Genomic DNA, 24,357 nt, shown 5'->3' with positions numbered 1-24,357 from the left:
ATGCCCGTCGCGCGCAGCGGGGCAGCGATATGGCGTGTCCACCCAGGTGGACACCTACCGGAGCGTCTGCGGCAACACCTGCTCACCAATCTCGCGCAGCACTTCATCCATTGCCCGCCCGTTCTCGACCAGATTGAACATCACGTGCGCCACACCCTGCGCATGCACACGCAGCAGATAATCACGCAGGCCATCGCGGCCAACCTTCAGGCCCAACGGCAAGGGCTCGGGCGGCGCCTGCGGATCCGCCTGCAGGTCCAGCAGCATCGACTGCACGAAGGGTTTTGCCGATCCACCACGCTGCGCCAGCGCTTGCTGCCACAGGCCGATGCGCCCTTCCTGAGCGACCTCCTCGCGGTGATAGGTAGCCCAACCTTCGGCTTCGCGCGCGATCCACTGCAGGCTCTGCCGCGCGGTGCCCACCACCAGCATCGGAATGCGCGCGGACGGTGCCGGCAGCACCTCGAAGCCGCCGGTGGCATCCAGGACCTCAGCGCGCTCGTCGGTGTCGAGGGACAACGCGGCACGCAGTAGCGACCAGCGCTCACGGAACGTCGCCGCCCTGCCCTCCAGATCCTCACCGAACGCGGCGAATTCCTCCGGGCGGTCACCCGAACCCAGGCCGAGCACGAAACGCCCGTCGCTGATCCGGTCCAGGCTCAACGCGGACTTCGCGACCTGCAACGGCTGCCGCAGCGGCAACACAATGGCCGCGCTGCCGACCACGATGCGCTCGGTCGCTGCGGCAAGCATGCCCAGCCACAGGAACGGATCGTCCAGCGCGCTCGCTGTCGCATCCGGGCCCTGCGGCACCATCAACGGCACATCGCGCGCCCAAAGCGCGGCAAAGCCGAGATCGTCGGCCAGCCGCGCGATGCGCCGCGCTTCGCGTGGATCGGCCAGTCCATGTGCGGCGACAGGCGTCATCAGGCCCAGGCTGAGCCCTTGTTGCGGAAACAACGAAGCGTACGCGGGATTGAAATCACTCATGCCCTCAGCTTAGCGTGCAGGCATGCGGCTGCGATGACGCGCCGCCCACCAAGGAAAGAACGCTGCATGCCGAAGATCCGCCCCGCCCACATCGACGACGTGCCTGCGATCAGTGCGCTGTGCATGGCCGCCTTCAACGAAGCCGTGGCGCCTTCGCTCAGCGCGGCCGGCATCGCCACATTCGGCAGCGTCGCCGCCGCCGATGCGTTCGCCGCGCGCCTGCAAGGTGACAACCACATCCTGGTGGCCGAGCAGGATGCGCGCGTGGTCGGCGTTGTTGAACTGAAAGAAGGCCGCCATCTGGCCATGCTGTTCGTCGACCCCGCCTGCCAGGGCCGGGGCATCGGCCATGCCTTGTTCGAGGCAGTGCTGCTGCGGGTGCGCGAGCCGGTGCTGACCGTGCGCGCCTCGCTCAACGCCGTGCCAGTCTATGAGCGCTACGGCTTCGTGCTGGACGGCGAGGTCGGCGAGTTCAACGGACTGGTGTACCAGCAGATGCTGCGGGCAGCGCCCTGACGGCATCCGCCGGGCACGGTCCGTCGCTACCTGGCAGTGCAATAAAGGCGTCATGCCCTCGCGCATGCCCGTCATAAGCAAACTGCATCAGTCAGCGGCCCGGTCGTTCCTACAATGGTCCATCACCCTGTCCTTCGAGATGTGCCGATGCGCGTCGCGCTTTCCATGTTGCTGCTGGCTTCGGCGCTGAGCGCCTGCTCCCCGGCCCCGGTGTCCACCGCCAACTCCGCCGAGGCGCCCGCGCCGGCCACTGCCATTGCCTGGCGCCAGGGCGACGTCGACGACGCCTTTGCCGAAGCCGCCGACAGCGGCAAGCCGGTGCTGCTGTACTGGGGTGCGGTCTGGTGCCCGCCATGCAACCAGCTCAAGGCCGGCCTGTTCAAGGACCCGGCCTTCATCGCGTTGACCAGCAAGTTCGTTCCCGTCTACCTGGATGGCGACGAGGAAGGTGCGCAGGCCTGGGGCGAACGCTTCGGCGTGCGCGGCTACCCGACCCTGATCGTGCTCGACCCACAACGCAACGAGATCACCCGCGTCGCCGGTGGCAACGATGCCGCCCAACTGACCCGCGCCCTGACAGTGGCGGCGGGCCGCCGCAGTGCGGTTGCCGCCACGCTGGCCACCGCCCTGGCCACACCGGACAGGTTGGCGGCGGAAGACTGGCAGGTGCTGGGCGACTACGGTTGGGAGGTGGATGCCAACCGCCTGGCCGGTGAGCGCAAGAGTGAAGACGTTCTTCGCCAGCTGTCCAGGTCCGCACCGGATGCGGCCCTGCAACACCGCTTCGCGCTGCTGGCGCTGGCCACCACCGACACGCCCAGCGCGGCACCCACCGAAGTGCGCGAGCTGCTGCAGGCAGTATTGGCACAGCCTGTCGAAGTGCGCCGCAACCGCGAGCTGCTGGGCTATGCAGGCGCCAAGCTGGTGAAGCAGGCCAGCGCAGGGCCGGCCACGTCCACCACCCTGGGCCAGCAATTGCTGGTGGCATTGGAACGCGCCGACGCCGAGCGTGGTGACCGCGCCGACGATGCCCTGTCGCGGGCCCTGACCGAAGTTTCGCTGGTCCGCCAGCAGCAGCCGAAGGGCGCGCTTCCGGCGGCGCTGGTGGAGCGGGTCAAGCAACGCGCGGCCGCCGCCGATGCCGCCGCCACCGATGCCCATGCGCGCCAGGCCACGATCAGCAGCGCAGTCTATGCACTGCGCGAGGTCGGCGATGATGCCGGTGCCGAGGCGCTGCTGCTGGCCGAGCTGAAGCGCAGCGAGCAGCCGTACTACTACATGCCCGAGCTGGCTGAACTGGCGGAGCAGCGCGGCGACACCGCCGGCGCGCTGGAGTGGCTGAAGCGTGCCTACGATGGCGCGCAGGGCCCGGCGACCCGTGTGCAGTGGGGCGTGCTGTACGTGGAAGGCCTGCTGCGGCTGGCCCCGGACGATGCGCCACGCATCGAGCAGGCGACCGCCTCATTGATCGCCGAGCTGGAGGCGCAGCCTTCGGGCTACCACCAGCGCACCCGCCAGCGCTTCGAGCGCCTGGCCGGGCAGTTGAAGGCGTGGAGCGGCAAGCACCAGGGCGCGGAGACACTGGCGCGACTGCAGCAGCGGATGCAGCAGGCGTGCGGCGAGCAGGTGGATGGTGCATGCAAGGATTGGTTGAGTTGAGTTGGTGAAAGCGCTGGCGGCTGGTTCACCTGCCGGCGCTTTTGTAGATACGTGTGGGAGGAGGCTCGGAAAGCGGGTTCTGGTAGTGCCGGCCGCTGGCCGGCAACCCGACCTTCACTGATTGCCGGCCAGCGGCCGGCACTACCACGTCGCTCCTGCGCTTGCCTTTGACGCCGTCTCCGCACCTGCAACACGGAATGAATCAAGGCGCCGTCAGCGCACCCATTTCAATCCCGCCCCTTGACCTAAACCAATGTTGAGGTGCGATAACGATCTCCCCACGGCCAGCCACCTGGCCTTCCCCACGGAGATTGCTTCGATGTCGTACTCGCTTCCCCCGCTCCCCTATGACTACGACGCCCTCGAGCCGCACTTCGATGCGCGCACGATGGAGATCCACCACAGCAAGCACCATCAGACCTACGTCAACAACCTCAATGCCGCCCTCGAGCAGGCCGGCCTTGCCGAACAGCCGGTCGAGGCGCTGATCGCCAACATCGATGCCGTGCCCGAGGCGCAGCGTGGCGCGGTCCGCAACAACGGAGGTGGCCATGCCAACCACAGCCTGTTCTGGACCGTACTCAGCGCCAACGGTGGTGCACCCGATGATGAACTGGCCGCCGCCATCGACCGCGACCTCGGCGGCTTCGACGCCTTCAAGGATGCCTTCACCAAGGCCGCGCAGACCCGCTTCGGCAGTGGCTGGGCCTGGCTGACCAGCGATCGCGACGGCCGCCTGAAGGTTGAAAGCAGCGCCAACCAGGACAGCCCGCTGATGGGCGCTACGGTCGGCCTGTCCGGCAATACCCCGATCCTGGCGCTGGACGTCTGGGAGCACGCCTACTATCTGCACTACCAGAACCGTCGCCCGGACTACATCGGTGCGTTCTTCAACATCATCAACTGGGCCGAAGTCGGCCGGCGCTACCGCCAGGCCCGGGCCTCATGAGCGTCGAGACACTGCCGTACGCCGGGCCGTGGGCGGGGGTCTTCCCCGCCCCGGCCCCGGTGCCGTCGGTCGAGATGCCGCCGCGGGCACTGCGTCGGCTGCTCGGCCACTTTCCTACCGGCGTGGCCATCGTCTGCGCGCGCGATGCGCAGGGCAAGTCCATCGGCCTGACCATCAATTCGTTCGTGCCGGTGTCATTGCAGCCGCCACTGGTGCTGTGGAACCTGGCGTTGCACGCGCAGAGCCTGTCCGCCTTCCAGCGCGCCACCCGCTTTGCGATCAGCGTGCTGGCGGCTGACCAGGAAGCACTGGCCCGGCGCTTTGCCGATCCGCAGGTACGCAACCGCTTCGACGGTCTGGCATTGCTGGATGAAGAAGAGGACGCCCCACCGCGCATCGCCGGTGCGGTAGCGCACCTCACCTGTACCCGCCACGCGCAGTGGCCGGTCGGCGATCACCTGCTGCTGGCTGGCCGCATCATCGAGGTACACGAGAATGGTGGTGCGCCGCTGCTGTTCCATCGGGGCCGCTTCCAGCCGGGACCGGCCGAGCTGCTGGTGGAGGTGCGCTGATGAACATCGAGGCTCTGGAATGCATGCTCGCCACCGGCAAGGACGGCGCGCTGCTGCGCTTCGGCCTGGGCAAGGGCTGGCTGGATGCCGGCAACCCGGTGCGTGCGGCGACTCATCTGGGCCGCTGCGTGGTGCTTGATCCGCAGTACTCGGCGGCCTGGAAGCTGCTTGGCAAAGCCTGGCTGGCCAGTGGCCAACCGCAGGCGGCGCGCGAAGCATGGCAACGCGGCTTGAGCGTGGCCGGCAGCAAGGGCGACCAGCAGGCACGCAAGGAAATGCAGGTGTTCCTGCGCCGCCTGGACCGCGATCAAGCGGCCCTGGCAAAAACGGGCTGAGTTGATCAGCCCGCGTTGGCCGATGCCGGTGCGGACATGATGTCCGACATCGGCAGGCGGCGCGGCTTGCTCGGGAACGCGTGGCGCAGGATGCGCCAGACCACCTGGCCGAACTGGCGCGGCAGCGAACCGTTGTTGTAGTGCTGGCCGTAACGGCGGCAGATGTCCTTCACTTCCTTGGCGATAGCCGCATAGCGGTTGGCCGGCAGGTCGGGGTAGAAGTGGTGCTCGATCTGGTGGCTGAGGTTGCCCGAGAGCACGTTGATCAGGAAGCCGCCGCTGATATTGGAAGAACCGCGCAGCTGGCGCAGGTACCAATGGCCGCGCGACTCATTGCGCAGGCACTCCTTCGGGAAGGTTTCCGACTCGGCGGTGAAGTGGCCGCAGAAGATGATCACGTAGGTCCAGATGTTGCGCAGGCCGTTGGCCACCATGTTGCCCAGCATCACGGTGAGGAAGAACGGGCCGGCCAGCAGCGGGAAGAACACGTAGTCCTTCAGCACCTGACGGGCCATTTTCCGCGCCACCGGGCGGGTCTGCATCCACATCGCACGGCCACTGATGCGGCCCTTCAGCCAACGACCCAGGCGCAGGTCCTGCGCGGCCACGCCCCACTGGAACAGCAGCGCGAAGATCGGCGCGATGATCGGCTGCAGCAGGTAGAACGGCTTCCAGCGCTGTTCCGGGAAGATGCGCAGCAGGCCGTAGCCGATGTCATCGTCCATGCCACGCACGTTGGTGTAGGTGTGGTGGCGGAAATTGTGGGTCTTGCGCCAGTTGTCGGCGGTGGCAACGATGTCCCACTCGTAGGTGTTGCCGTTAAGCTTGGGGTCGCCGGTCCAGTCGAACTGGCCGTGCATGACGTTGTGGCCCAGCTCCATGTTCTCCAGGATCTTCGACAGCGCCAGCAGCAGCGTGCCAGTGATCGCGGCCGGCCACAGCAGCGGCATCCAGAACAACGGCGAGAACGCCGCCAGGAACAGCAGGCCACGGCCACCCACGCCAAACCAGCGCACTGCGGCGGCCACGCGGCGGATGTAGCGGGTATCGGAAGCGCCAAGGCTGCCGATCACGCGGTCGCGGATCGCATCGAGTTCCTGGCCGAAGGCTTGCATCTCGGTGGTGCTCAGAGCACGGTCGGTAGCGCGGGTCATGGCAACGGGTCCTCAGAGATCCAGGGTCAGGTCGGTGGTCGGCGCGCTCACGCAGATCCGCACCGGCTGCGCCGATTCAGACTGCAGGTCGCCGGTGCGCAGGTGGCGGGTGGCACCACTGACGCGATCACAACTACAACTGTTGCAGATACCCATGCGGCAGCCATGCTTGGGCTTGATGCCGTGGGCTTCGAGGCTTTCCAGCAGCGAGCGGCCACGCGGCACGCTCAGCTGGCGGCCACTGCGCGCAAGGGTCAGCGACACCTCGCCTTCGCTGCTGGCATCGCGCAGCGGCGCCGGCGGAGTGAAGGCTTCGGCCTGGAAACCGGCCACCTGGTGCGCCAGGCGTTCACGCGCGGCGGCAACGAAGCCATCAGGGCCGCAGGCCAGCACATGGCGCTGCACCAACGGCGTGTCATCGCCGGCCACCTGCAGTTCATGGGTATCGATACGCGCGGCCGGCGCTTCACCCTCGCGGGTGGTCAGCAGATGCACGCGCAGGTTCGGATGCGCTGCGGCCAGCGCCTGCAGTTCATCACGGAACTGCAGATGGGCAGCGGTGCGCTCCCAGTAGAACAGGTCCACCGGCGCCGCCAGCGGGCGCTGGCAGGCCTCGCGCAACAGGCTGCGCATCGGCGTGATGCCACTGCCGGCCGCCAGCAGCAGCACCGGCGCCGCGGCCGGCATATGGAACTCGCCGAAGGCGGCATCGAGGCGGAACAGTTCGCCCGGCTGCGCATGGTTGACCAGATGCTGGCTGACCCGGCCACCGTCGATCGCCTTGACGGTGATCGCCAGCTCGCGCCGACCCAGTGCGGTGGGGCTGTAGCTGCGCTGCCACAGGCGCCCTTCAATCTCGACGCCCAGGGTGACGTGCTGGCCGGCACGCATGCCGGCCCAGTGCCGGTTGGTGCGCAGGACCAGGGTCGCCGCGCCCTCGCCGGCCGGCTCGCGCCGGACCAGGCGGGCCATCGGCTCGCGCAGGGTCCACAGGGGATTGAGCTGGCCCGCCCAGAAATCGAACAGCGACGGCGAGACCCAGCGGTATGGAGAGAACAGGGACGGACGGACGACAGCGCTCATGGGCGCACTATACGGGCGCACATACACCTGTGTATACATGTGTATATTGAACCGGATTGGGTATGATTCAGCCTCGCCCCACCGGAACCCCCATGGCCGCCGCCACCGCTTTGTCGACGCCCGAAGATGCCAACAGCCCGGCCCGCCGTACGGTGAGCCGTGAGGATCTGCTGGCCGCCGCCCTGAAGTTGATCGGGCCGCACCGCAGCCTGTCCACGCTCAGCCTGCGCGAAGTGGCACGTGAAGCCGGCATTGCCCCGAACAGCTTCTACCGGCAGTTCCGCGACATGGACGAGCTGGCCGTGGCGCTGATCGACGCGGCTGGCCGTTCGCTGCGCACCATCATCGGCGAGGCCCGGCAGCGCGCCACCTCCACCGCCACCAGCGTGGTGCGGGTCTCGGTGGAGACCTTCATGGAGCAGCTGCGCGCCGACGACAAGCTGCTGCATGTGCTGCTGCGCGAAGGCGCGGTCGGCTCGGACGACTTCAAGCACGCGGTCGAACGCGAGCTGCACTACTTCGAGGAAGAGCTGCAGCACGATCTGGTGCGCCTGGCCGCATTGGATGGCGCGGTGCTGCACGCCCCGGAGCTGGTGGCCAAGGCCATCACCCGGCTGGTGTTCGCGATGGGCGCCACCGCCATGGACCTGCCGCCGGAGAAGGATCCGGAGCTGGTCGAACAGATCTCCACGATGATCCGCATGATCATCGTCGGCGCCCGCACCCCGGCCGCATTCCGCCGCGGCTGACGTTAGGGCTCCGGGGTCGGATCCCTTTCCTCAGGAAAGGACTCTGACCCCAGCCACCCCGCCCCACGCAGCAACGCCATCCCCCGCGCATGACCACCGGCAGGGTTGCAGGCGTTGAATGTAATGTTATAACACCTCCATGATCCCTCTGGACTTGTGCGGCGCACCGGTTTGCTGCGACTTCGTTATATAGCACTTGCTATATCTATAAGCCACTGCTTTCATATGCACCAGCCAGGTCGCCCTCGCCGCCCTCCCTCCCCAAGGACGACGCGTCATGCCCGCTTCCCTCATCCTCCGCCGCTTGCCACTGGCCGCCGCCATTTCCCTGCCCCTGCCCCTGCCCGCGCTGGCGGCCACTCCGAAGCCGACCGAGCTGGACCGCGTGCAGGTCAAAGTCAGCACCGCCACCCGCAGCGAACGCCTGCTGTCGGACGTGCCGATCCGCACCGAGGTGCTGCGCAAGGAAGACATCGCGCTGCGCGCGGCTACCGACTTCTCGCGCGCCGCCGAGCTGATCAACGGCCTGCGCGTGGAGAGCAACTGCCAGAACTGCAACACCAGCGAAGTACAGCTGCTGGGCCTGCCCGGCGCCTACAACCAGCTGTTGTTCGATGGCATTCCGCTGCTGTCCACGCTGGGCAGCGTGTACGGCCTGGAACAGATTCCGGCCGGCTTCGTCGACCGCATCGAAGTGGTCAAGGGCGGCGGCTCGGCACTCTATGGGCCGGGCGCGGTGGCCGGTGTGATCAACCTGATTCCCCCGCTGCCGGCGCGCAGCGGTGGCCATGTGCAGGCCGGTGTGGATGTGCTGAAGGGCACACCGCAGAAGAATGCCGACGTGCGACTGGACCTGGTGGCCAAGGAAGCAGACGCCGGCCTATCGGTGATTGCCCAGCGCAACTGGAACAGCGGCATCGACTACAACGGTGATGGCTATACCGAAATCACCCGCAAGAACCTCAAGGTCGGCGGGCTGCAGGCCTGGTACGCGCCCACGCCGGGCACGCGGCTGCGCCTGGACCTGCAGGTAACCGATGAAACCCGCCGCGGCGGCAACCGCCTGGACCAGCCCGAGTATCTGGCCAACATCGCCGAATCGCTGGATACGAAGTACCGCCGAGGCAGCGTGTCGTGGGACCAGGAGATCAATGCCGACCTCGATTTCCGCCTGGCCTACGCCTTCGCCGACATCGACCGCGACAGTTTCTATGGCGGTCTAGGTGACGTCGTCACCGATCCGTCGGTGCCCGGCTATGACCCGTCGCAGCTGGACCCGAACGTGACCGGCAGCGCGGCCTCGCGTTCGTGGCGCCAGTACGGCCGCACCCACAACCCGCTGCACTACATCGACAGCCAGTTGAACTGGCGCTTGGGCGCGCACGCGCTGGCCTTTGGCGTGCAGTACAAGCACGAGGCGCTGCGCGACGACAACCGCACCGGTGACGGCCAGCGCCTTGCGGTTCTGGAGGACGCTACCTTCCACAACCTGGGGGCCTTCATCCAGGACGAATGGAGCCTGCGCGACAACGTCGACCTGGTATTGGGTGCGCGCGTGGACAAGAGCTCGGAGCTGGACAACGCGGTGTTCTCGCCGCGCATCGCGCTGGCCTGGCAGGCCACGCCGAACCTGAAATGGCGGGCAGGCATTGCCACCGGCTTCCGTGCGCCGGAGATCTTCGTCGAGGACGTGCATGTCGATACCCTTGGCGGGGAACAGGTGCGCGTGCGCAATACCGACGGCTTGAAGGAAGAGCGTGCGTTGACCACGCTGTTCGGCTTCGACTGGCGCTCGGACCCGGCGAATCCGGTCTGGAGCTGGGATGCCACTGCCTCCTATGCGCGCATCCGCGACACCTTCGCGCTGGGCGAGATCCAGCGCGGCGATGACGGACAATTGAGCCAGCTGCGCTACAACGCTTCCGGCTCCAACGTGCTGGGCGCGGAAACCAACCTCGGCTGGCAGCCATCGCCACAGTGGCGCCTGACCGCAGGCGCCTCATGGTACCGCTCGCGCTTCCGCGAACCGCAGCGCATCTTCGATGACACCGGCGACGGTGGCGACACCGTCATCGAAAGCCGCGACTACCTGAAGACGCCGCGCTGGACCGGCCTGGCCCAGCTCAGCTGGATGCCGGCCGAACCGTGGGAAACCTTCGTCGCGCTGCGCCACACCGGCCCGATGTCGGTGCTGAACAACCGGCTGGGCGAACTGCACCGCACGCGCTCGTTCCTGGTCACCGACCTCGGGGCGCGTTGGCACCGTCACCTGGGCGCGCAGGCGCAGCAGGAAGTGTCGGTAGCCGCAGGCGTCAAGAACGTATTCGACCAGCGCCAGAAGGATCTGGAAGTGGGCGCGCTGCGTGACAGCGACTATGTCTACGGGCCGCGTTTCGCGCGCTCGTGGTACGTCAACCTGCGCTATGCGTTCTGATCCACTACGAGCGCTGTTGCTGGCCTGTGCCGTGCTGCTGGCCACACCGGCGATAGCCGCGGACCTGCATGCTCAGGTCTCGGCCTCGTTGATGCGGCCGGAACAGCGATCATTGCGGCCGATGCAGTGGTCACCGCCGCCGAAACTGGTGGCGCTGTACTTCGGTGCCGACTGGTGCGCGCCCTGCCATGCCTTCGTACCGACCCTTCGCAGCGTGCGTGACGCGTTGCGCGAGGCCGGCGCCGATACCGAAGTGGTCTACGTCAGCCTGGATGAGAGCGACAGCGCGCTGCGCCGCTACATGCACGCGCAGGACATGCCGTGGCCGGTGCTGGACCCGCGCCGCGCCGCGCGCATGCCGGCACTGCAGGCATTGGCCGGGCTGGCACCGCCGAATCTGGTGCTGATCGATGCCGACGGCAAAGTGCTGGCCAATGGCTGGCACGGGCGACGCTATCAAGGCCTGCAGCCTGTGTTGAAAGAATGGACGAACCGGGCGTGCGCGCAGCAGCAGGCCCATTGTCCCAACGCCGGCACCCAATCGCGGTAGCGCCGGACCATGCCCGGCGAAATGCGTGACGCCACATTACGGCCGCCAGGCATGGCCCGGCGCTGCCGTTACGGCGCCCCGCCCTCGGCCTTGCGCACGAACGCCTCGAACAACGCCAACGTCTGCTCGCTGACATGGTGTTCGATACCCTCGGCGTCGCGTCGGGCGGTATCCGGGTCCACGCCCAGCGCCAGCAGGAAACGCTCCACGGTCTGATGACGCTGGCGACTGGCATGCGCCAGCGCCTCGCCTTCCGGGGTCAGGAACACGCCACGATACGGACGCTGCACCACCCAGCCATCGCGGGCCAGGCGCCGCAGCATCTTCGCCACGGTGGGCTGGGCCACTCCCAAGCGGGTGGCGATGTCGACCTGGCGGGCCTCGCCGCCGTCGGCCAGCAGGTCCGAAATCAGCTCGACATAGTCCTCCACCAGCTCCATACGGTGCGCCTCACGCACTTGCCGGAAGCTTTCGACCTGGCGCTCGGCCTCGATCAAGGGGGTGCTTTTCAGCGATGTCGAATCATCGGTCTTGCCCACGCCTGCGCCTGTCCTTCCGGTAGTTCCGGTGTTGAACCTGAATTCTGGACCAGTAACGCGATAAAGACGATTGTTTCACATTGCTAATGACTATAGCAGGAGCTATATTCGAATCCATGAGCACCCTGGCACCCCGCGACCCTTCGGCCTCCACTGCGGCCAGCCTGGGTGCGCTCAACGCCTCGGTGGCGGTGCCCGACAAGGGCCACTGGTGGTTCCGCCTGCTGGCCTTCCTCGGCCCGGGCTACATGATCTCGGTCGGCTACATGGACCCCGGCAACTGGGCCACCGACCTCGCCGGCGGTTCGCGCTTCGGCTACCTGCTGCTGTCGGTCATCCTCATTTCCAACCTGATGGCGGTGATCCTGCAGGCGCTGTCGGCGCGGCTGGGCATCGCCACCGGCATGGACCTGGCGCAGGCCTGCCGCGCGCGTTACCCGAAGCCGGTGAACCTGGCGCTGTGGGCGCTATGCGAGGCGGCGATCATCGCCTGCGATCTGGCCGAGGTGATCGGCACCGCGATCGCACTGAAGCTGCTGTTCGACCTGCCGCTGCTGTGGGGCGCGGTGATCACGGCCTTGGACACGCTGCTGGTGCTGCTGCTGATGAACCGCGGCTTCCGTGCACTGGAAGCCTTCGTGATCGCGCTGCTGATGGTGATCTTCGCCTGCTTCGTGGTGCAGATCGCGATGGCCGCGCCGCCGGTGATGGCAATGCTGGGCGGCTTCATTCCGCGCGCGCAGGTGGTGACCGATCCGCATGCGCTGTACATCGCCATCGGCATCATTGGTGCCACGGTGATGCCGCATAACCTGTATCTGCATTCGTCGATCGTGCAGACCCGCGCCTACCCACGCACCGATGAGGGCCGCCGCAGTGCGCTTCGCTGGGCGGTTACCGACAGCACCATTGCACTTACTCTGGCCCTCTTCATCAATGCCAGCATCCTGATCCTGGCAGCGGCGGTGTTCCATGCCAATGGCCGTTTCGACGTGGAAGACATCGAGCAGGCGCACCAGTTGCTGGCACCGATGCTGGGCGTCGGCCTGGCCTCGACATTGTTCGCGGTGGCACTGCTCGCCTCCGGCCTGAACTCCACGGTGACCGCGACACTGGCCGGGCAGATCGTGATGGAAGGATTCCTGCGCCTGCGCCTGCCACCGTGGCTGCGGCGGCTGATCACCCGCGCACTGGCGATCATTCCGGTGGTGGTGGTCATCATGCTGTTCGGCGACCAGGGCGCGGTGAAGCTGCTGGTGCTGAGCCAGGTGGTGCTGTCCATGCAGCTGCCCTTCGCGATCATCCCGCTGGTACGCATCGTGACCGACAAAGTGACGATGGGCGCGCTGGTGGCCCCGCGCTGGCTGGGCAGCATCGCCTGGGTGATCGCGCTGGTGATCGTGGTGCTGAACGTGAAACTGCTGGTGGATACCTTCGCCGGCGGGTGACGCCAATGCCGGGGTCGGATCCCTTGCCGGAGGCAAGGGATCCGACCCCGCCATCTCTGCGTCATAGATGCAACGCGATCGCGGCCTCAATCTGTTGCGGCGACTGGAACCCGGCCAGGCGGGTGCGCTCATCGCCGTCGCGGAACAGGGACAGCGTCGGCGTCTGACGCAACCCCAGTTCCCTGAAGAACGCTTCACCCAGCACTTCCAGCTGCACGCGCAGCAGGGTGGTGCCCTGCCCTGCACTGCTGGTCGCCACGCGATGCAGCGACATTTCCAGCATCCGGCACCCTGGGCACTGGTCCTTGTGGAAATCCACCAGCACCCGCGGGTGCTCGGCCAGCAGCTGCTGGAACTGCTCAGGCGTGGTGGCGTCGATGATCTGCATCGGTGTTGCTCCAGTAGTGGGCCAGGACCGCATCGGTCCAGGCCTCGATGGCCCCGGCATGGCGTTCGCCATGCGGCATCTGTTCGATCTCCAGCGGCGGGTAGTCGCTGTGGAAATAGCGGATCAGCCGGTGCACGGCGCCGCAGTAATACTCCTGTCCCCACTGCGTCTCGCCGGTGCCGAACACCGCCAGCTGCCGTGGCCGCTCGCCGCGGTCGGCGATGCCGGCCACCCAGGCCTTCATCTCCGCCGGCGTGCGGCCGGCGTTGTCGGTCCAGCAACCCAGCAGCACCAGGTCGGCCTCATCAGCGGCCAATGGCGGTGCCTGACGCAGGTCGTCGGCCTCCTGCCAGTGCACCGCGTGGCCTGCAGCACGGCAACGCTCGGCAATCTGCCGGCCGAGCTCGCGGGTGTTGCCACTCAGCGAGGCCACCACCAGCAGAATGCTCAGCGCTTCACCCGGCTCAGAGGTCGTCGAAGCCGTTGTCGACGTTGGTCTTCTTGTAACTTGCATTGCGCATCTCGAAGAAGTCGGTCTTGGTTTCGGTGAAGTTGTCGGCGTAGGCCTTGATCCACGGCATCACGTTGTCGGTGGTGTCGCTGTACAGGCGCTCGATGCCGAGCATGCCGGCCATCTTGTTGGCGCGGTACTTCACGTAGCGCACCATCTCGTCCACGTCGATGCCGTCGATACCGTCCAGCACCTCCGACGACCACTGCGTCTCCAGCTCGATGGCATGCTCGAATGACTGGTGCACGTAGGCGGTCAACTCGTTGGTCTGCAGCTCCGGGTTCTCGCCGATGATGGCGCGGATCAGCTCGCTGATGAACTTGGTGTGGGCGAGCTCGTCACGGTTGATGAAGCTGATGATCTTGCCGGTACCGTTCATGCGGTTCTGCCGCACCATGTTGTAGAAGTACGCAAACCCGGAATAGAAGTTGATGCCTTCCAGGATCGAGGACTGGATCAGCGACTTCAGCAGGGTTTCGGCAGTCTTCTCGCGCATGAAGTCGTCATACGCGCCCATGATCGGGGCATTCCGCTTGATGATGGTCGGGTGGGTGCGGGCGATCTCGAAGATGCGGTTCTGGTTCGGCAGGTCGGTGATCGAGGCCAGCACGTAGCTGTAGCTCTCGTTGTGGATCACCTCCTGCTGGCCAATGATCGCCGCATTCGCATGCGCAGCCGGGTCAGTGATGTACTCGGCCACGTTGTAGATGAAGCGGGTCTGCGGCGAATCGAGCGTGGCCAGCAGGCCGATGATCGAGTCGTAGGCATTCTTCTCACGCGCGTTGAGCTCGCCGTACTGGCGGGCATCCAGCTTCATGTCGACCTCATCGGGAATCCAGAAGTTGGTCGACAGCTCCTTGTAGGCCCGATAGAACGACGGGTACGGAATGTCGTTCCAGTTGAGGATGCCGCTGGTGCGGCCATTGATGATGCCGGTGCTGCGGTTGGGGTGGCGCGGTTCTAGGATCTTGATGCGGTCGAGGGGAGTTGCCATGGTTTTCTGCCTTCGTTCTCTTTCTATCGTGTTGACGGCCAGCGGCCGGCGCTACCGTAGATCGCGGGGTTGCCAGCCAGCGGCCGGCACTACCGTGGGTCGCCGGCGGTCAGCTGGAGCACCACTCGCATTCGCTGATGTCGATGTCGTTGGAGCGCACGTAGTAGGTGGTCTTCAGGCCTTCGCGCCAGGCGCTCAGGTGCAGCTCCAGCAGCGTGCTGGCGCGGATGGTGCTGGGCACGTACAGGTTGAAGCTGATCGACTGATCGACATGGCGCTGGCGGCGCGCGTTCTGGCGAACACTGGCGAACTGGTCGACCTTGTAGGCACCCTTCTCGTAGTACGGCCAGGTCTCCAGCGACAGGCCCGGTGCGGCCACCGGACGCCGGAAGTCCTTCTTTTCCTCGTAGTAGAACGCGCTGTAGATCGGGTCGATCGAGGCGGTGGAACCCGCGATCTGTGCCGTACTCATGTTCGGCGCCACCGCCAACAGCCAGCCGTTGCGCAGGCCGTGCGTGGCGACCTCGCGGGCGAGGCTGTCCCAGGCCGCGCCGCTGTAGTCGCGGTCACTGAAGTAGCGTCCGTTGTGCCAATCGCTGCCGGCGAACATCGGGTAGCTGCCCTTCTCCTTCGCCAGCTGCGCGCTGGCCTGGATGGTCAGGAAGTTGATGCGCTCGTACAGGCGGTCGGCCAGCTCTTCGGCATCCTGCGACTCCCACTGGATCGACTGCTGCGCCAGCAGGTGGTGCCAGCCGAACGTACCCAGGCCGATGGCGCGGTACTTGCGGTTGGTGATCGTGGCCTGCGGCACCGGCAGTGCGTTGAGGTCGATCACGTTGTCGAGCATGCGCACCTGGATCGGGATCAGGCGTTCCAGCACGTCGGTGGCCAACAGGTCATCCGGTGCACTGATCGCACGGCCGAGGTTGATCGAAGACAGGTTGCAGACCACGAAGTCACCGGCACGACGCGTCGTGACGATCTGGTCGCCGCTGACGATCTCCTGGATCATCCGCGTCGGGCTCATGTTCTGCAGGATCTCAGTGCACAGGTTGCTGGAATAGATCATGCCCGCGTGCTTGTTCGGATTCCTGCGGTTGACCTCATCGCGGTAGAACAGGAACGGGTTGCCGGTCTCCAGCTGGCTGAGCATGATCCGCTTGAACAGATCGATCGCCTTCACCGTGCGGCGGCTGATGCGCTCGTCGGCCACCAGCTCGGCATAGCGGTCACGGAAGCTGCCCGAGCCACGCTTCTCGTCGTAGAAGTCCTGCAGGTACCAGCCCTTGGCCTGCTTCACCTCGTGCGGGTCGAACAGGTACCAGTCGGCGCGACGCTCGACCGCTTCCATGAACAGGTCGGGCACGCAGACCGAGGTGAACACATCGTGCGCGCGCAGGCGCTGGTCACCGTTGTTGAGGCGCAGGTCCATGAAGGCTTCGATGTCGCGGTGCCAGATGTCCAGGTACACCGCCACCGCGCCCTTGCGCTGGCCAAGCTGGTCGACCGACACCGCCGTGTTGTTGAGCTGCTTGATCCACGGCACCACGCCGCCGGAGGAGTTGGCCACGCCACGGATCGGCGCACCGCTGCTGCGTACGTAGCCCAGGTAGGCGCCGACGCCGCCGCCGTGCTTGGACACGCGGGCGATATCGGTATTGGAGTCATAGATGCCCTGCAGGCTGTCGTCCACCGTGTCGATGAAGCAGCTCGACAGCTGCCCGCCCACCTTGCCGGCATTGGCCAACGTCGGCGTAGCTACCGTCATGTACAGATTGGACAGCGCCCAATACGCCTCGCCGACCAACTGCATGCGCCGCTCACGCGGCTTTTCCTCCTGCATCAGGTACAGGGCAATGGTCAGCCAACGCTCCTGCGGCAGTTCGTAGACCTCGCGGCTGCGGTCGCTGGCCAGGTAGCGCGTGGCCAGCAGGTACAGGCCGTTGTAGGCGAACAGGCGGTCGCGTTCCGGGTCGATCATCTCGCCGGCCTGCTGCAGCTCTTCCTTGGAATAGCAGCGCAGGATGTCATTGCTGTAGATGCCGCGGTCGGCCAGGCTTTCCTGCAGGCCCACGTAGGAACCGTACTTCAGGCTGACATCGTAGAAGCGGTTGCGGCTGGCGCGCTTGTACAGCCGGCGCAGGTACAGGCGTGCAGCGAACTGTTCCCACTGCGGCGCGACAAGGTCGACGCGCGATTCCGCTTCGCGGATCAGCAGATCCACCAGATCATCGGCGCTGATGCTGGGCTTGCGCTCGACCATCGCCTGCACCACGCGGCGGTAGTCGCTCACATCCAGCTGCGGGAGCTCGGCATGCACGGCATCGATGCTGCGCTGCAGGCGATCGGCCTCGAACGGCAGGCGACGGTTGCCGGCCTCCTTGGTGATCCAGGTCGGCACGCGCTCGCCACCGGCGCGCAAGGCGTCGCCAGCGCCGGCCAGATCGGCCACGCGGAAGGTACTGTCGGTCATGGTGGTGGAACTCCAGGCTCGTACGCGCGTTGGCGGTCGATACCATGGCGGCCCTGCACGCGATACCGGCGCACAGGGCGAACGGGTGGATTGCCAAGGCACGGGAACGTAGGTCGTCGGCATCTGCCTGCGCCTGCGGCCGGTATCCGGGCCGTGGGGGCGACCTGCGTCCGCACGGTGGCGGCCGCGTCGACACGGCAAGCCTTCAGGGGCGGGCCGCGGGACGTTTGCTGCATGTCCGGCGGCGGCGGCTGACCGGGAGTGACGGCCACAACATAGTGGGGATATCCGAACTCGTCAACACAAGATGCAGTAATCAGTACATGTCGCGACGATCAGTCGCAGGATGCCGTGTTGCACCTGCGGCGCCTTGTCGACGGCGCCTGCGTCCCCAGTTCGGTACAACTTCAACTTTCCCCGGAACACCGCCCATGCGCGCTGCCCAGTACCCCTCCTTCGGCGACCCGGCCGACGTCCTTGCCATTGTCGATGCCGCCCTGCCCGAGCCCGGCCCCGGCGAGGTGCGCATCCGCACCGTGCTGGCCTCGATCCACAACCACGACCTGCTGACCGTGCGTGGCCTCTACGGCTACAAGCCGACGCTGCCGGCGATCGCTGGCAGTGAAGCACTGGGCGTGGTCGATGCACTCGGTGATGGCGTCGACGGCCTGCAGATCGGCCAGCGGGTGGCCGCCGCCTCGGTGCACGGCACCTGGGCCGAAGCGTTCATTGCACCGGCACGCATGGTGATTCCGATGCCGGAGGCGATCCCCGACGAAATGGCCGCACAGCTGATCGCGATGCCGCTGAGCGCGCTGATGCTGCTGGAGTTCCTGCACGTCGAGGCGGGCCAGTGGATCGTGCAGAACACCGCCAACGGCGCGGTGGGCAAGTCGCTGGCGATGCTGGCGCGGGCGCGTGGCGTGCATGTGGCCAATCTGGTGCGCAATGCCGATGCAGTCGCGCAGCTGCAGGCGCTGGGCATCGATCATGTGTTCGACACCTCGGTAGACGGCTGGAAGGATCGCGTGCGTGAGGCTACCGGCGAAGCGCAGGCCGCGGCCGCGGTGGACTCCATCGGCGGCGACGCAAGCGGCGATCTGGTCGACCTGCTCGGCCACCACGGCACCCTGGTGTCGTTCGGGGTGATGAGCGGCGAGCCGATGCGCATTCCCGCCGGTGGCCTGATCTACAAGGAAGCCACGGTGAAGGGTTTCTGGGGCAGCAAGGTCAGCCAGGCAATGGCGGTGGAGGACAAGCGCCGGCTGGTTGGCGAACTGCTGAAGCGTGCGGCGAGCGGCGAACTGACCCTGCCGGTGGAGCAGATCTTCGCGCTGGACGACATCACCCAGGCAGCGAAGGCCGGCGCGGGTTCGGGCCGTAACGGCAAGGTGTTGCTGCGGCCTTGATGGGCTGGACAGCCGGGGTCAGATCCCTTTCCGTTGGAAAGGGATCTGCCCCCTGGGAGGAGTGCGGACCAACGGTCCGCCCCCACCAAAGAGCGGTCCTCACCCACCGAAGCGCAGACCGCCCCATCGAGGGTGCAGACTTTCGTTAAGAACCTGTGATGTATAACTGAATGCGCTTTCGTCATTGGAAGGCGCACGGGGCTGCGTGCGGTACTGATGGCTCCTCCCCCGTTCGGCGTTGTCGCTTCCATGTACCGCACCACCCTGAACCTGCTTGCCAGCGCCATCGCGCTGGGCCTCATCGCCGGCGCTGCCGGCGCCGCTGAAACCGCCGACTCCGGCAAGGACAGCACCACCCTAGGCACCGTGCTTGTGACCGGCTCCAACATCAAGCGCAGCGATACCGCTGGGCCCAACCCCGTGCAGATCGTCAGCCGCGAACAGATCGAGCAGACCGGCCGCTCCACCCTCACCGACGTGCTGCGCAACCTGTCGGCCAACGCCGGCAACAGCTTCGACGAGCAGTACACCGGCAGCTTCGCCGCGGGCTCGGCGTCGATCGGCCTGCGCGGCCTGTCGCCGAAGAACACGCTGGTGCTGGTCAACGGCTATCGCGTCTCCAACTTCGGCTTTGCACTCAATACCCAGGACACCTTCGTCGACCTCAACGCACTGCCGATCAGCGCGGTCGAGCGCATCGAAGTGCTGAAGGATGGCGCTTCGGCAGTGTACGGCTCAGATGCCATCGCTGGCGTCATCAACATCATCCTGCGAAAGAACTTCCAGGGCGTAGAAGTCGGCGGTGGTTTCGGTACCGCCACCCAGGGTGGACTGGACGAGCGCAAGGCCAACCTGCTGGCCGGCTTCGGTGATCTGGAACAGCAGGGCTGGAATGTGCTGTTCGGGCTGGACCTGCTCAAGCGCGACCGCCTCGATGGCGATGACCGCGCCTATACCCGCAGTGGTGACTTCCGCGACAAGCCCGGTGGCCGCCTGGCCGGCTGGTCCACTGCCGGTGGTAACTGGCTGTCCAACCCACGCGCGCCGCAGCCGTTCGCCAACTGCCCCGACGGCAGCCAACTGCGCCCGTACAGCGATTTCGGCAGCACCCTGCCCGGCCAGGCCTGCGCCTTCAACGCGCAACCGTTCAAGACCCTGCAGCCCGGCGCCGAGCGCCTGCAGGCGTCGCTGAGCGCGACCTACCGCTTCAACGACAGCGTCGAGGCCTTCGCCGACGTGCTGTACAGCCACAACAAGGCCGACCAGATCTTCAGCGCGCCGCTGACCGTCGGCCCGGGTCTGCGCGCCTACAACCCGGCCACCGGCACCCTGATCGACGTTCCGGCGGTGCTGCCGGTCGGTCATCCGAACAATCCGGGCAACACGCCGCTGCCGTTCGAGTACACCTTCTTCGATCTCGGCCCGCGACTGAAGGACAACACCCAGGTGTTCTACCGTGCCCTGGCCGGCGTGCGCGGCAGCGGCGAGCGCTGGGACTGGGAAGTGGCAGCGCTGACCTCGCAGAGTGCACAGCGCGAGTACGTCGACAACTTCGTCAACCGCTACGCGTTCGAGCAGATCCTGCGCGATGGCAGCTACAACTTCCTCAACCCGTCCAGCACACCAGGGGCGCTGGATGCACTGCGCCTGCAGACCAAGCGCCCGGGCTGGTACAAGCTGCACGCGTTGAACGTGAAGGCCTCGACCTCGCTGTGGGAGCTGCCGGCCGGTGCAGTCGGCTTCGCCTGGGGCGCCGAGTTCCGCAAGGAATCGCTGGATGCGCGTACCAGTGCGCAGGTGCTGTCGGGCACCGAACTGCGCCCGGCCATCAACGTGGTCAACGGCGAGCGCCAGGTCAGTGCCGCCTACGCCGAACTGAGCGTGCCGTTGCACCGCACGCTGGAACTGCAGCTGGCCGGTCGCGGCGACCGCTACGATGATTTCGGCAAGGCGTTCTCGCCGAAGGTGGCGCTGCGCTGGCAGCCGCTGGACAGCCTGCTGCTGCGCGGCTCGTTCTCGCGTGGCTTCCGTGCGCCGTCGCTGCCGGAAATCGCGCCGGGCCAGACCGTCAGCTACGGCTCGGTGATCGATCCGCTGGATCCGCTGCAGCCCGGCGGCAGCCGTGGCGTGACCAACATCCGCACCGGCAACCCGGACCTGAAGGCCGAACGCTCGCGCAATTTCAACGTGGGCGCGGTGTGGTCGCCGGATGGCGATACCAGCATCGGCCTGGACTGGTACCGCATCGAGCAGGACAACCTGGTCAAGCCGGACAGCGCGCAGTTCATCGTCGACAACCCGACGCTGTTCCCCGGGCGCGTGCAGCGCGATGCACAGGGGCGCATCCAGTTCATAACCAACCAGTACGCCAACCAGGGTGAGCTGACCACCTCGGGCCTGGACCTGGACGCCAACCACACCTTCCGCACCGATGGCTGGGGCAACTTCACCGTGGCCGGCAGCTGGACCCACCTGCTCAGCTTCAAGCAACCGCTGGTGGCCGGCCAGGCGCCGTACGAAGGGGCCGGCAACAACCGCCACGGCGCGCTGCCGCGTACGCGCGGCACGACCTCGCTGAACTGGGCGGTGGGCGACTGGAGCAGTACGCTGAGCCTGCAGTACGTGAGCGGCTACGACCAGCGCGTAGCGACGGCGACCAGCAACCCGGGCCTGCGCGACCGCATCAAGCCGTATCACCAGCTGGACCTGTACGTGGCCTACGAAGGTATTGCCAACACCACGTTGTCGCTGTCGGTGCTGAACCTGACCGACAAGGACCCGCCGTTCGATCCGGCCGGCGGCTCCAATGGCTTCGACATCAGCCAGTACAACCTGCGCGGGCAGTTCGTCTCGCTCGGCGCTCGCTACCGGTTCTGAAGCGGTAACGGGGCGGCGGTGATGCGCCGCCCCGTTCGCGTTGCCGGCCAGCGGCCGGCACTACCACCGCACCCACCGCATCAGCGGCTCAGATGCAGGAACTGCAGGTGCCGTTCGTACTGGCTGATGATGTCGTTGATGATCTGCTTGCGGCTGTAGCCCACCAGATCGTAATCCTGGCTGCCTTCGTACAGATGCACTTCGGCGCGGTAATAGCGCTGGTTGCGCAGCTGCTGTGCGGCGAAGGACGGGGTCAGGTAGCCACTGAGGATTACCCGGTACTGGAAATCCTGCTGCTCGCCGTGATTCACCGACAGCTCCATGTCACCGGCCTCGAAGCGCGTGGCCACATCCCAACCCTGCCCTCGCAGCTGCTCGGCCACCGCCTCCATCGCCGGCTTCACGGTGTCGTCCATGAAGCGGTAGACCTGGTCGCGCACCGGGAAATGCATGGCCTGGGTCAGGCGCTGGCGCCAGCCCTGGTGGTGGCGGTCGTCGCCGATCAGCGGCGAAGGCCGGTATTGCTGCGCGCGTTTGCGATGCGACTCATCGCTGAAGGCGCGGGTCAGGCCCCACATCATCAGCAACAGCACCGCCGAGAACGGCAGCGACGCCAGCACCACCGCCGATTTCAATGCATCGATGCTGCCGGCCAACAGCAGGCCAGCGGTCAGCACCGCGATCACCGTGCCCCAGAACACGCGCAGCCAGCGTGGGCCATCGTCCTCGGGCGCACCGCCATGCGAGGACAGCGTGGACAACACCACCGCCCCCGAATCCGCCGACGTCACGAAGAAGATGAAGCTGATCAGCACGGTCACCGCGATCACCGCCTTGCTCCACGGATACCCATCCAGCAGGGCATACAGCACGGTGGGTGGGTCATCCACCGCCAGCTGTGCCAACTGCTGCTGGCCATGGTGCAGCACCTGGTCCAGTGCACTGTTGCCGAAGATCGACAGCCACGCCAAGGTGAAGCCGAGCGGGATCAGCAGCACGCCGAACACGAACTCGCGGATGGTGCGGCCACGCGAGATGCGGGCGATGAACAGGCCGACGAACGGCGCCCAGCCGATCCACCAGGCCCAGTAGAACACCGTCCAGCCGCCCAGCCATTCGGGACGGCCGCCATAGGCGTACACATCGAAACTCTTGCCCACCACGCTACCGAGGTAGTCGCCCAGGTTCTGCATCAGCGTGCTGAGCAGGTACTGGGTGGGGCCGGCGCTCAGCATGAACAGCACCAGCGCGATCGCCAGCAGCATGTTGATGTTGGCCATCCAGCGCACGCCCTTTTCCACCCCGGAAACGGCCACCGCCACCGCTGCGCCCATCATGGCGACCACCAGGATGATCTGCACCAGGTTGGAGTGCGGGATGTTGAACAGGTGCGACAGGCCTGCGTTGAGGTGCAGCACGCCGAAGCCCATGTCGGCGCCGATGCCGAACACGGTGGCGACAATGCCCAGCGCGTCCACGGTGTAGCCGATCGGGCCATTGATGCGCTTGCCGATCAGCGGGTAGAGGGCCGAACGCAGTGCCAGCGGCAGATTGTGCCGGTAGGCGAAGTAGGCCATCGCCATCGCCGCCAGCGCGAACACGCCCCAGCCATGCAGGCCCCAGTGCAGGAACAGCAGCTGCATGGCCTGGCGCGCACCGGCCTCACCGGCCGCCGGATCGCCTTGCGGCGGCTGCATGTAATGGGTCAGAGGTTCGGAGACGCAGAAGAAGAACAGCGTAATGCTGATGCCGGCGGCAAACAGCATGCCGGCCCAGGAGAGATAGCTGAACTCCGGCTCGTCATGGTCCGCGCCGAGCTTGATGCCGCCATACTTGGACAGCGCCACGCCGACCACGAACACCAGGTACAGGGTCATTGCCAGCAGGTAGTACCAGCCGACATTGAGGGCGGCCCAGTCCTGCGCCTTGACCAGAAGGCGGCCCGCACCGAGCGGGAACAGGCTGACGAACAGCGCGAACGCCACGACAACGATCGCCGCGAAGGCGAACACAGGTCGAAGGGTGCGCACCGGGGATTGTTGCGGCTCCAGTACTTCCATGGGGCGGCGTTCTCCGGTAGATCAAAGGGTTAGCCGACCGATTGTGGCTGAACCGCAGTGGACAGAGCATGAAGTTGCAGCCTGCGGTCACAGGCCCGGTCCACCATTCCGTGCTATCACGCGCGCGCCGAAGCGCGCCTGCAAGCGCAGCCGCGCGCGGACCGCGTGCATCGCGGCCACGCGCGTACTGTCCAATCACGACATCACATGCACCGCGCACAGCTTGTTGCCATCCGGATCGCGCAGGTAGGCCAGGAACAGCTGCCGCCCGGCCATGTTGCGGATACCGGCCGGGTCTTCGATGGCGGTGCCACCGTGGCTTACACCTGCGTCCTGCCAGCCACGCACGGCATCGGCACTGTCCAGGGTGAAGCCGATGGTGCCGCCATTGGCGTGGCAGGCCGGTTCGCCATCGATCGGTGCGGTGACGATGAACATGCGGCCATCCTTGAAGTACACCAGCCGGCCCTTGTCATCGAAGACGCCCGGTCGTGCGCCCAAGGCGGTGAACAATGCATCGTAAAAACGATGGGCGACGTCCATGTCGTTGGTTCCAACGGTGATGTGGCTGAACATGCGGGCACTCCCTGCGGAAAGACCGCAGTGTCGGCGAGCCCGGCGGTCATCGCAAACGCCCTGGCCATTGCGCCCTGCGCAGGGTTTGTCG

At 66.4% G+C, this 24,357-nt stretch carries 21 protein-coding genes; 11 read left to right on the top strand and 10 right to left on the bottom strand.

The genetic code is table 11. The annotated features are described in order from the left end of the window. Nucleotides 1-54: 54 nt before the first annotated feature. Complete coding sequence (locus AC13GA_RS09260) at nucleotides 55-990, bottom strand: TIGR03571 family LLM class oxidoreductase (protein ID WP_136637864.1); 936 nt, start codon at nucleotides 988-990, stop codon at nucleotides 55-57. Between the two features lie 66 nt (nucleotides 991-1,056). Between AC13GA_RS09260 and AC13GA_RS09255 the strand changes: the two genes are divergently transcribed. From AC13GA_RS09255 to AC13GA_RS09235, 5 genes are all read left to right on the top strand, one after another. Beyond that, nucleotides 1,057-1,506, top strand: a complete 450-nt coding sequence (locus tag AC13GA_RS09255; protein ID WP_046986162.1) for a GNAT family N-acetyltransferase — start codon at nucleotides 1,057-1,059, stop codon at nucleotides 1,504-1,506. Between the two features lie 147 nt (nucleotides 1,507-1,653). After that, entirely contained in the window at nucleotides 1,654-3,165 is a 1,512-nt protein-coding gene (locus tag AC13GA_RS09250; protein ID WP_482997936.1) for a thioredoxin family protein, read from the top strand. 319 nt (nucleotides 3,166-3,484) lie between these two features. After that, a complete protein-coding gene (locus tag AC13GA_RS09245; protein ID WP_482997935.1) occupies nucleotides 3,485-4,114 on the top strand; it encodes a superoxide dismutase in 630 nt (209 codons plus the stop codon). Continuing rightward, a complete protein-coding gene (locus tag AC13GA_RS09240) occupies nucleotides 4,111-4,686 on the top strand; it encodes a flavin reductase family protein (protein ID WP_482997934.1) in 576 nt (191 codons plus the stop codon). Before AC13GA_RS09245 ends, AC13GA_RS09240 begins: the two co-directional genes overlap by 4 nt. Beyond that, the gene (locus AC13GA_RS09235) at nucleotides 4,686-5,021 is read left to right on the top strand and encodes a tetratricopeptide repeat protein (protein WP_046986158.1); all 336 of its coding nucleotides are present in this window, start codon (nucleotides 4,686-4,688) and stop codon (nucleotides 5,019-5,021) included. The genes AC13GA_RS09240 and AC13GA_RS09235 overlap by 1 nt, the downstream gene beginning before the upstream one ends. A 5-nt stretch (nucleotides 5,022-5,026) precedes the next feature. On the opposite strand, the gene AC13GA_RS09230 is transcribed toward AC13GA_RS09235, so the two are convergent. Together AC13GA_RS09230 and AC13GA_RS09225 are read right to left on the bottom strand one after the other, a co-directional pair. Beyond that, nucleotides 5,027-6,175, bottom strand: coding sequence for a fatty acid desaturase family protein (locus tag AC13GA_RS09230; protein ID WP_046986157.1), 1,149 nt, complete (start codon nucleotides 6,173-6,175; stop codon nucleotides 5,027-5,029). 12 nt (nucleotides 6,176-6,187) lie between these two features. Beyond that, nucleotides 6,188-7,258: a ferredoxin reductase gene (locus AC13GA_RS09225; protein ID WP_046986156.1), complete on the bottom strand. Its 1,071-nt coding sequence runs from the start codon at nucleotides 7,256-7,258 to the stop codon at nucleotides 6,188-6,190. Between the two features lie 92 nt (nucleotides 7,259-7,350). Here AC13GA_RS09225 and fabR point away from each other — a divergent pair, with 92 nt between their 5' ends. The 3 genes from fabR (at nucleotide 7,351) to AC13GA_RS09210 (ending at nucleotide 10,991) form a co-directional block, all read left to right on the top strand. Beyond that, nucleotides 7,351-8,007, top strand: a complete 657-nt coding sequence (gene fabR, locus AC13GA_RS09220; protein ID WP_005409961.1) for an HTH-type transcriptional repressor FabR — start codon at nucleotides 7,351-7,353, stop codon at nucleotides 8,005-8,007. A 277-nt stretch (nucleotides 8,008-8,284) separates the two neighbouring features. Further along, nucleotides 8,285-10,441, top strand: coding sequence for a TonB-dependent receptor plug domain-containing protein (locus AC13GA_RS09215; RefSeq protein WP_046987067.1), 2,157 nt, complete (start codon nucleotides 8,285-8,287; stop codon nucleotides 10,439-10,441). After that, complete coding sequence (locus AC13GA_RS09210) at nucleotides 10,431-10,991, top strand: thioredoxin-like domain-containing protein (RefSeq protein WP_136637858.1); 561 nt, start codon at nucleotides 10,431-10,433, stop codon at nucleotides 10,989-10,991. The genes AC13GA_RS09215 and AC13GA_RS09210 overlap by 11 nt, the downstream gene beginning before the upstream one ends. A gap of 68 nt (nucleotides 10,992-11,059) precedes the next feature. Here AC13GA_RS09210 and mntR read toward each other — a convergent pair whose 3' ends face one another. Beyond that, nucleotides 11,060-11,530 (bottom strand): manganese-binding transcriptional regulator MntR, encoded by a 471-nt coding sequence (gene mntR / locus AC13GA_RS09205; protein ID WP_014037494.1) that lies wholly within the window; start codon nucleotides 11,528-11,530, stop codon nucleotides 11,060-11,062. A 116-nt stretch (nucleotides 11,531-11,646) separates the two neighbouring features. Between mntR and AC13GA_RS09200 the strand changes: the two genes are divergently transcribed. Then, a complete protein-coding gene (locus AC13GA_RS09200; RefSeq protein ID WP_482997933.1) occupies nucleotides 11,647-12,978 on the top strand; it encodes an Nramp family divalent metal transporter in 1,332 nt (443 codons plus the stop codon). Nucleotides 12,979-13,039: 61 nt separating this feature from the next. On the opposite strand, the gene AC13GA_RS09195 is transcribed toward AC13GA_RS09200, so the two are convergent. From AC13GA_RS09195 to AC13GA_RS09180, 4 genes are all read right to left on the bottom strand, one after another. Beyond that, a complete protein-coding gene (locus AC13GA_RS09195) occupies nucleotides 13,040-13,366 on the bottom strand; it encodes a thioredoxin family protein (protein WP_180866554.1) in 327 nt (108 codons plus the stop codon). Continuing rightward, nucleotides 13,338-13,805 (bottom strand): flavodoxin, encoded by a 468-nt coding sequence (locus AC13GA_RS09190; RefSeq protein WP_482998095.1) that lies wholly within the window; start codon nucleotides 13,803-13,805, stop codon nucleotides 13,338-13,340. Before AC13GA_RS09190 ends, AC13GA_RS09195 begins: the two co-directional genes overlap by 29 nt. Nucleotides 13,806-13,830: 25 nt before the next feature. After that, nucleotides 13,831-14,871, bottom strand: coding sequence for a ribonucleotide-diphosphate reductase subunit beta (locus tag AC13GA_RS09185; RefSeq protein WP_024957408.1), 1,041 nt, complete (start codon nucleotides 14,869-14,871; stop codon nucleotides 13,831-13,833). Between the two features lie 109 nt (nucleotides 14,872-14,980). Further along, nucleotides 14,981-17,344, bottom strand: a complete 2,364-nt coding sequence (locus AC13GA_RS09180; RefSeq protein WP_482997932.1) for a ribonucleoside-diphosphate reductase subunit alpha — start codon at nucleotides 17,342-17,344, stop codon at nucleotides 14,981-14,983. A 431-nt stretch (nucleotides 17,345-17,775) separates the two neighbouring features. Here AC13GA_RS09180 and AC13GA_RS09175 point away from each other — a divergent pair, with 431 nt between their 5' ends. Both AC13GA_RS09175 and AC13GA_RS09170 read left to right on the top strand, forming a co-directional pair. Beyond that, complete coding sequence (locus AC13GA_RS09175) at nucleotides 17,776-18,753, top strand: zinc-binding dehydrogenase (RefSeq protein ID WP_482997931.1); 978 nt, start codon at nucleotides 17,776-17,778, stop codon at nucleotides 18,751-18,753. 249 nt (nucleotides 18,754-19,002) lie between these two features. After that, nucleotides 19,003-21,630, top strand: a complete 2,628-nt coding sequence (locus AC13GA_RS09170) for a TonB-dependent receptor (protein ID WP_482997930.1) — start codon at nucleotides 19,003-19,005, stop codon at nucleotides 21,628-21,630. An 80-nt stretch (nucleotides 21,631-21,710) separates the two neighbouring features. Here AC13GA_RS09170 and betT read toward each other — a convergent pair whose 3' ends face one another. Next, nucleotides 21,711-23,690 carry a choline BCCT transporter BetT gene (gene betT / locus AC13GA_RS09165; protein WP_482997929.1) on the bottom strand — a complete coding sequence of 660 codons (1,980 nt, stop codon included), beginning with the start codon at nucleotides 23,688-23,690 and terminating at the stop codon, nucleotides 21,711-21,713. Nucleotides 23,691-23,885: 195 nt separating this feature from the next. Then, a complete protein-coding gene (locus AC13GA_RS09160) occupies nucleotides 23,886-24,266 on the bottom strand; it encodes a VOC family protein (RefSeq protein WP_006372781.1) in 381 nt (126 codons plus the stop codon). Nucleotides 24,267-24,357: the final 91 nt, after the last annotated feature.

The organism is Stenotrophomonas sp. 22DLJC03 (assembly GCF_056861405.1).
The sequence above is the reverse complement of the archived record's forward strand: the minus strand, read 5'-3'. Positions and strand labels throughout refer to the sequence as shown.

Excerpts from the sequence above, each read along its gene's own strand:
- AC13GA_RS09260 (WP_136637864.1), bottom strand. The coding sequence starts at position 990 with ATGAGTGATTTCAATCCCGCGTACGCTTCGTTGTTTCCGCAACAAGGG.
- AC13GA_RS09255 (WP_046986162.1), top strand. The coding sequence starts at position 1,057 with ATGCCGAAGATCCGCCCCGCCCACATCGACGACGTGCCTGCGATCAGT.
- AC13GA_RS09250 (WP_482997936.1), top strand. The coding sequence starts at position 1,654 with ATGCGCGTCGCGCTTTCCATGTTGCTGCTGGCTTCGGCGCTGAGCGCC.
- AC13GA_RS09245 (WP_482997935.1), top strand. The coding sequence starts at position 3,485 with ATGTCGTACTCGCTTCCCCCGCTCCCCTATGACTACGACGCCCTCGAG.
- AC13GA_RS09240 (WP_482997934.1), top strand. The coding sequence starts at position 4,111 with ATGAGCGTCGAGACACTGCCGTACGCCGGGCCGTGGGCGGGGGTCTTC.
- AC13GA_RS09235 (WP_046986158.1), top strand. The coding sequence starts at position 4,686 with ATGAACATCGAGGCTCTGGAATGCATGCTCGCCACCGGCAAGGACGGC.
- AC13GA_RS09230 (WP_046986157.1), bottom strand. The coding sequence starts at position 6,175 with ATGACCCGCGCTACCGACCGTGCTCTGAGCACCACCGAGATGCAAGCC.
- AC13GA_RS09225 (WP_046986156.1), bottom strand. The coding sequence starts at position 7,258 with ATGAGCGCTGTCGTCCGTCCGTCCCTGTTCTCTCCATACCGCTGGGTC.
- fabR (WP_005409961.1), top strand. The coding sequence starts at position 7,351 with ATGGCCGCCGCCACCGCTTTGTCGACGCCCGAAGATGCCAACAGCCCG.
- AC13GA_RS09215 (WP_046987067.1), top strand. The coding sequence starts at position 8,285 with ATGCCCGCTTCCCTCATCCTCCGCCGCTTGCCACTGGCCGCCGCCATT.
- AC13GA_RS09210 (WP_136637858.1), top strand. The coding sequence starts at position 10,431 with ATGCGTTCTGATCCACTACGAGCGCTGTTGCTGGCCTGTGCCGTGCTG.
- AC13GA_RS09200 (WP_482997933.1), top strand. The coding sequence starts at position 11,647 with ATGAGCACCCTGGCACCCCGCGACCCTTCGGCCTCCACTGCGGCCAGC.
- AC13GA_RS09195 (WP_180866554.1), bottom strand. The coding sequence starts at position 13,366 with ATGCAGATCATCGACGCCACCACGCCTGAGCAGTTCCAGCAGCTGCTG.
- AC13GA_RS09185 (WP_024957408.1), bottom strand. The coding sequence starts at position 14,871 with ATGGCAACTCCCCTCGACCGCATCAAGATCCTAGAACCGCGCCACCCC.
- AC13GA_RS09180 (WP_482997932.1), bottom strand. The coding sequence starts at position 17,344 with ATGACCGACAGTACCTTCCGCGTGGCCGATCTGGCCGGCGCTGGCGAC.
- AC13GA_RS09175 (WP_482997931.1), top strand. The coding sequence starts at position 17,776 with ATGCGCGCTGCCCAGTACCCCTCCTTCGGCGACCCGGCCGACGTCCTT.
- AC13GA_RS09170 (WP_482997930.1), top strand. The coding sequence starts at position 19,003 with ATGTACCGCACCACCCTGAACCTGCTTGCCAGCGCCATCGCGCTGGGC.
- betT (WP_482997929.1), bottom strand. The coding sequence starts at position 23,690 with ATGGAAGTACTGGAGCCGCAACAATCCCCGGTGCGCACCCTTCGACCT.
- AC13GA_RS09160 (WP_006372781.1), bottom strand. The coding sequence starts at position 24,266 with ATGTTCAGCCACATCACCGTTGGAACCAACGACATGGACGTCGCCCAT.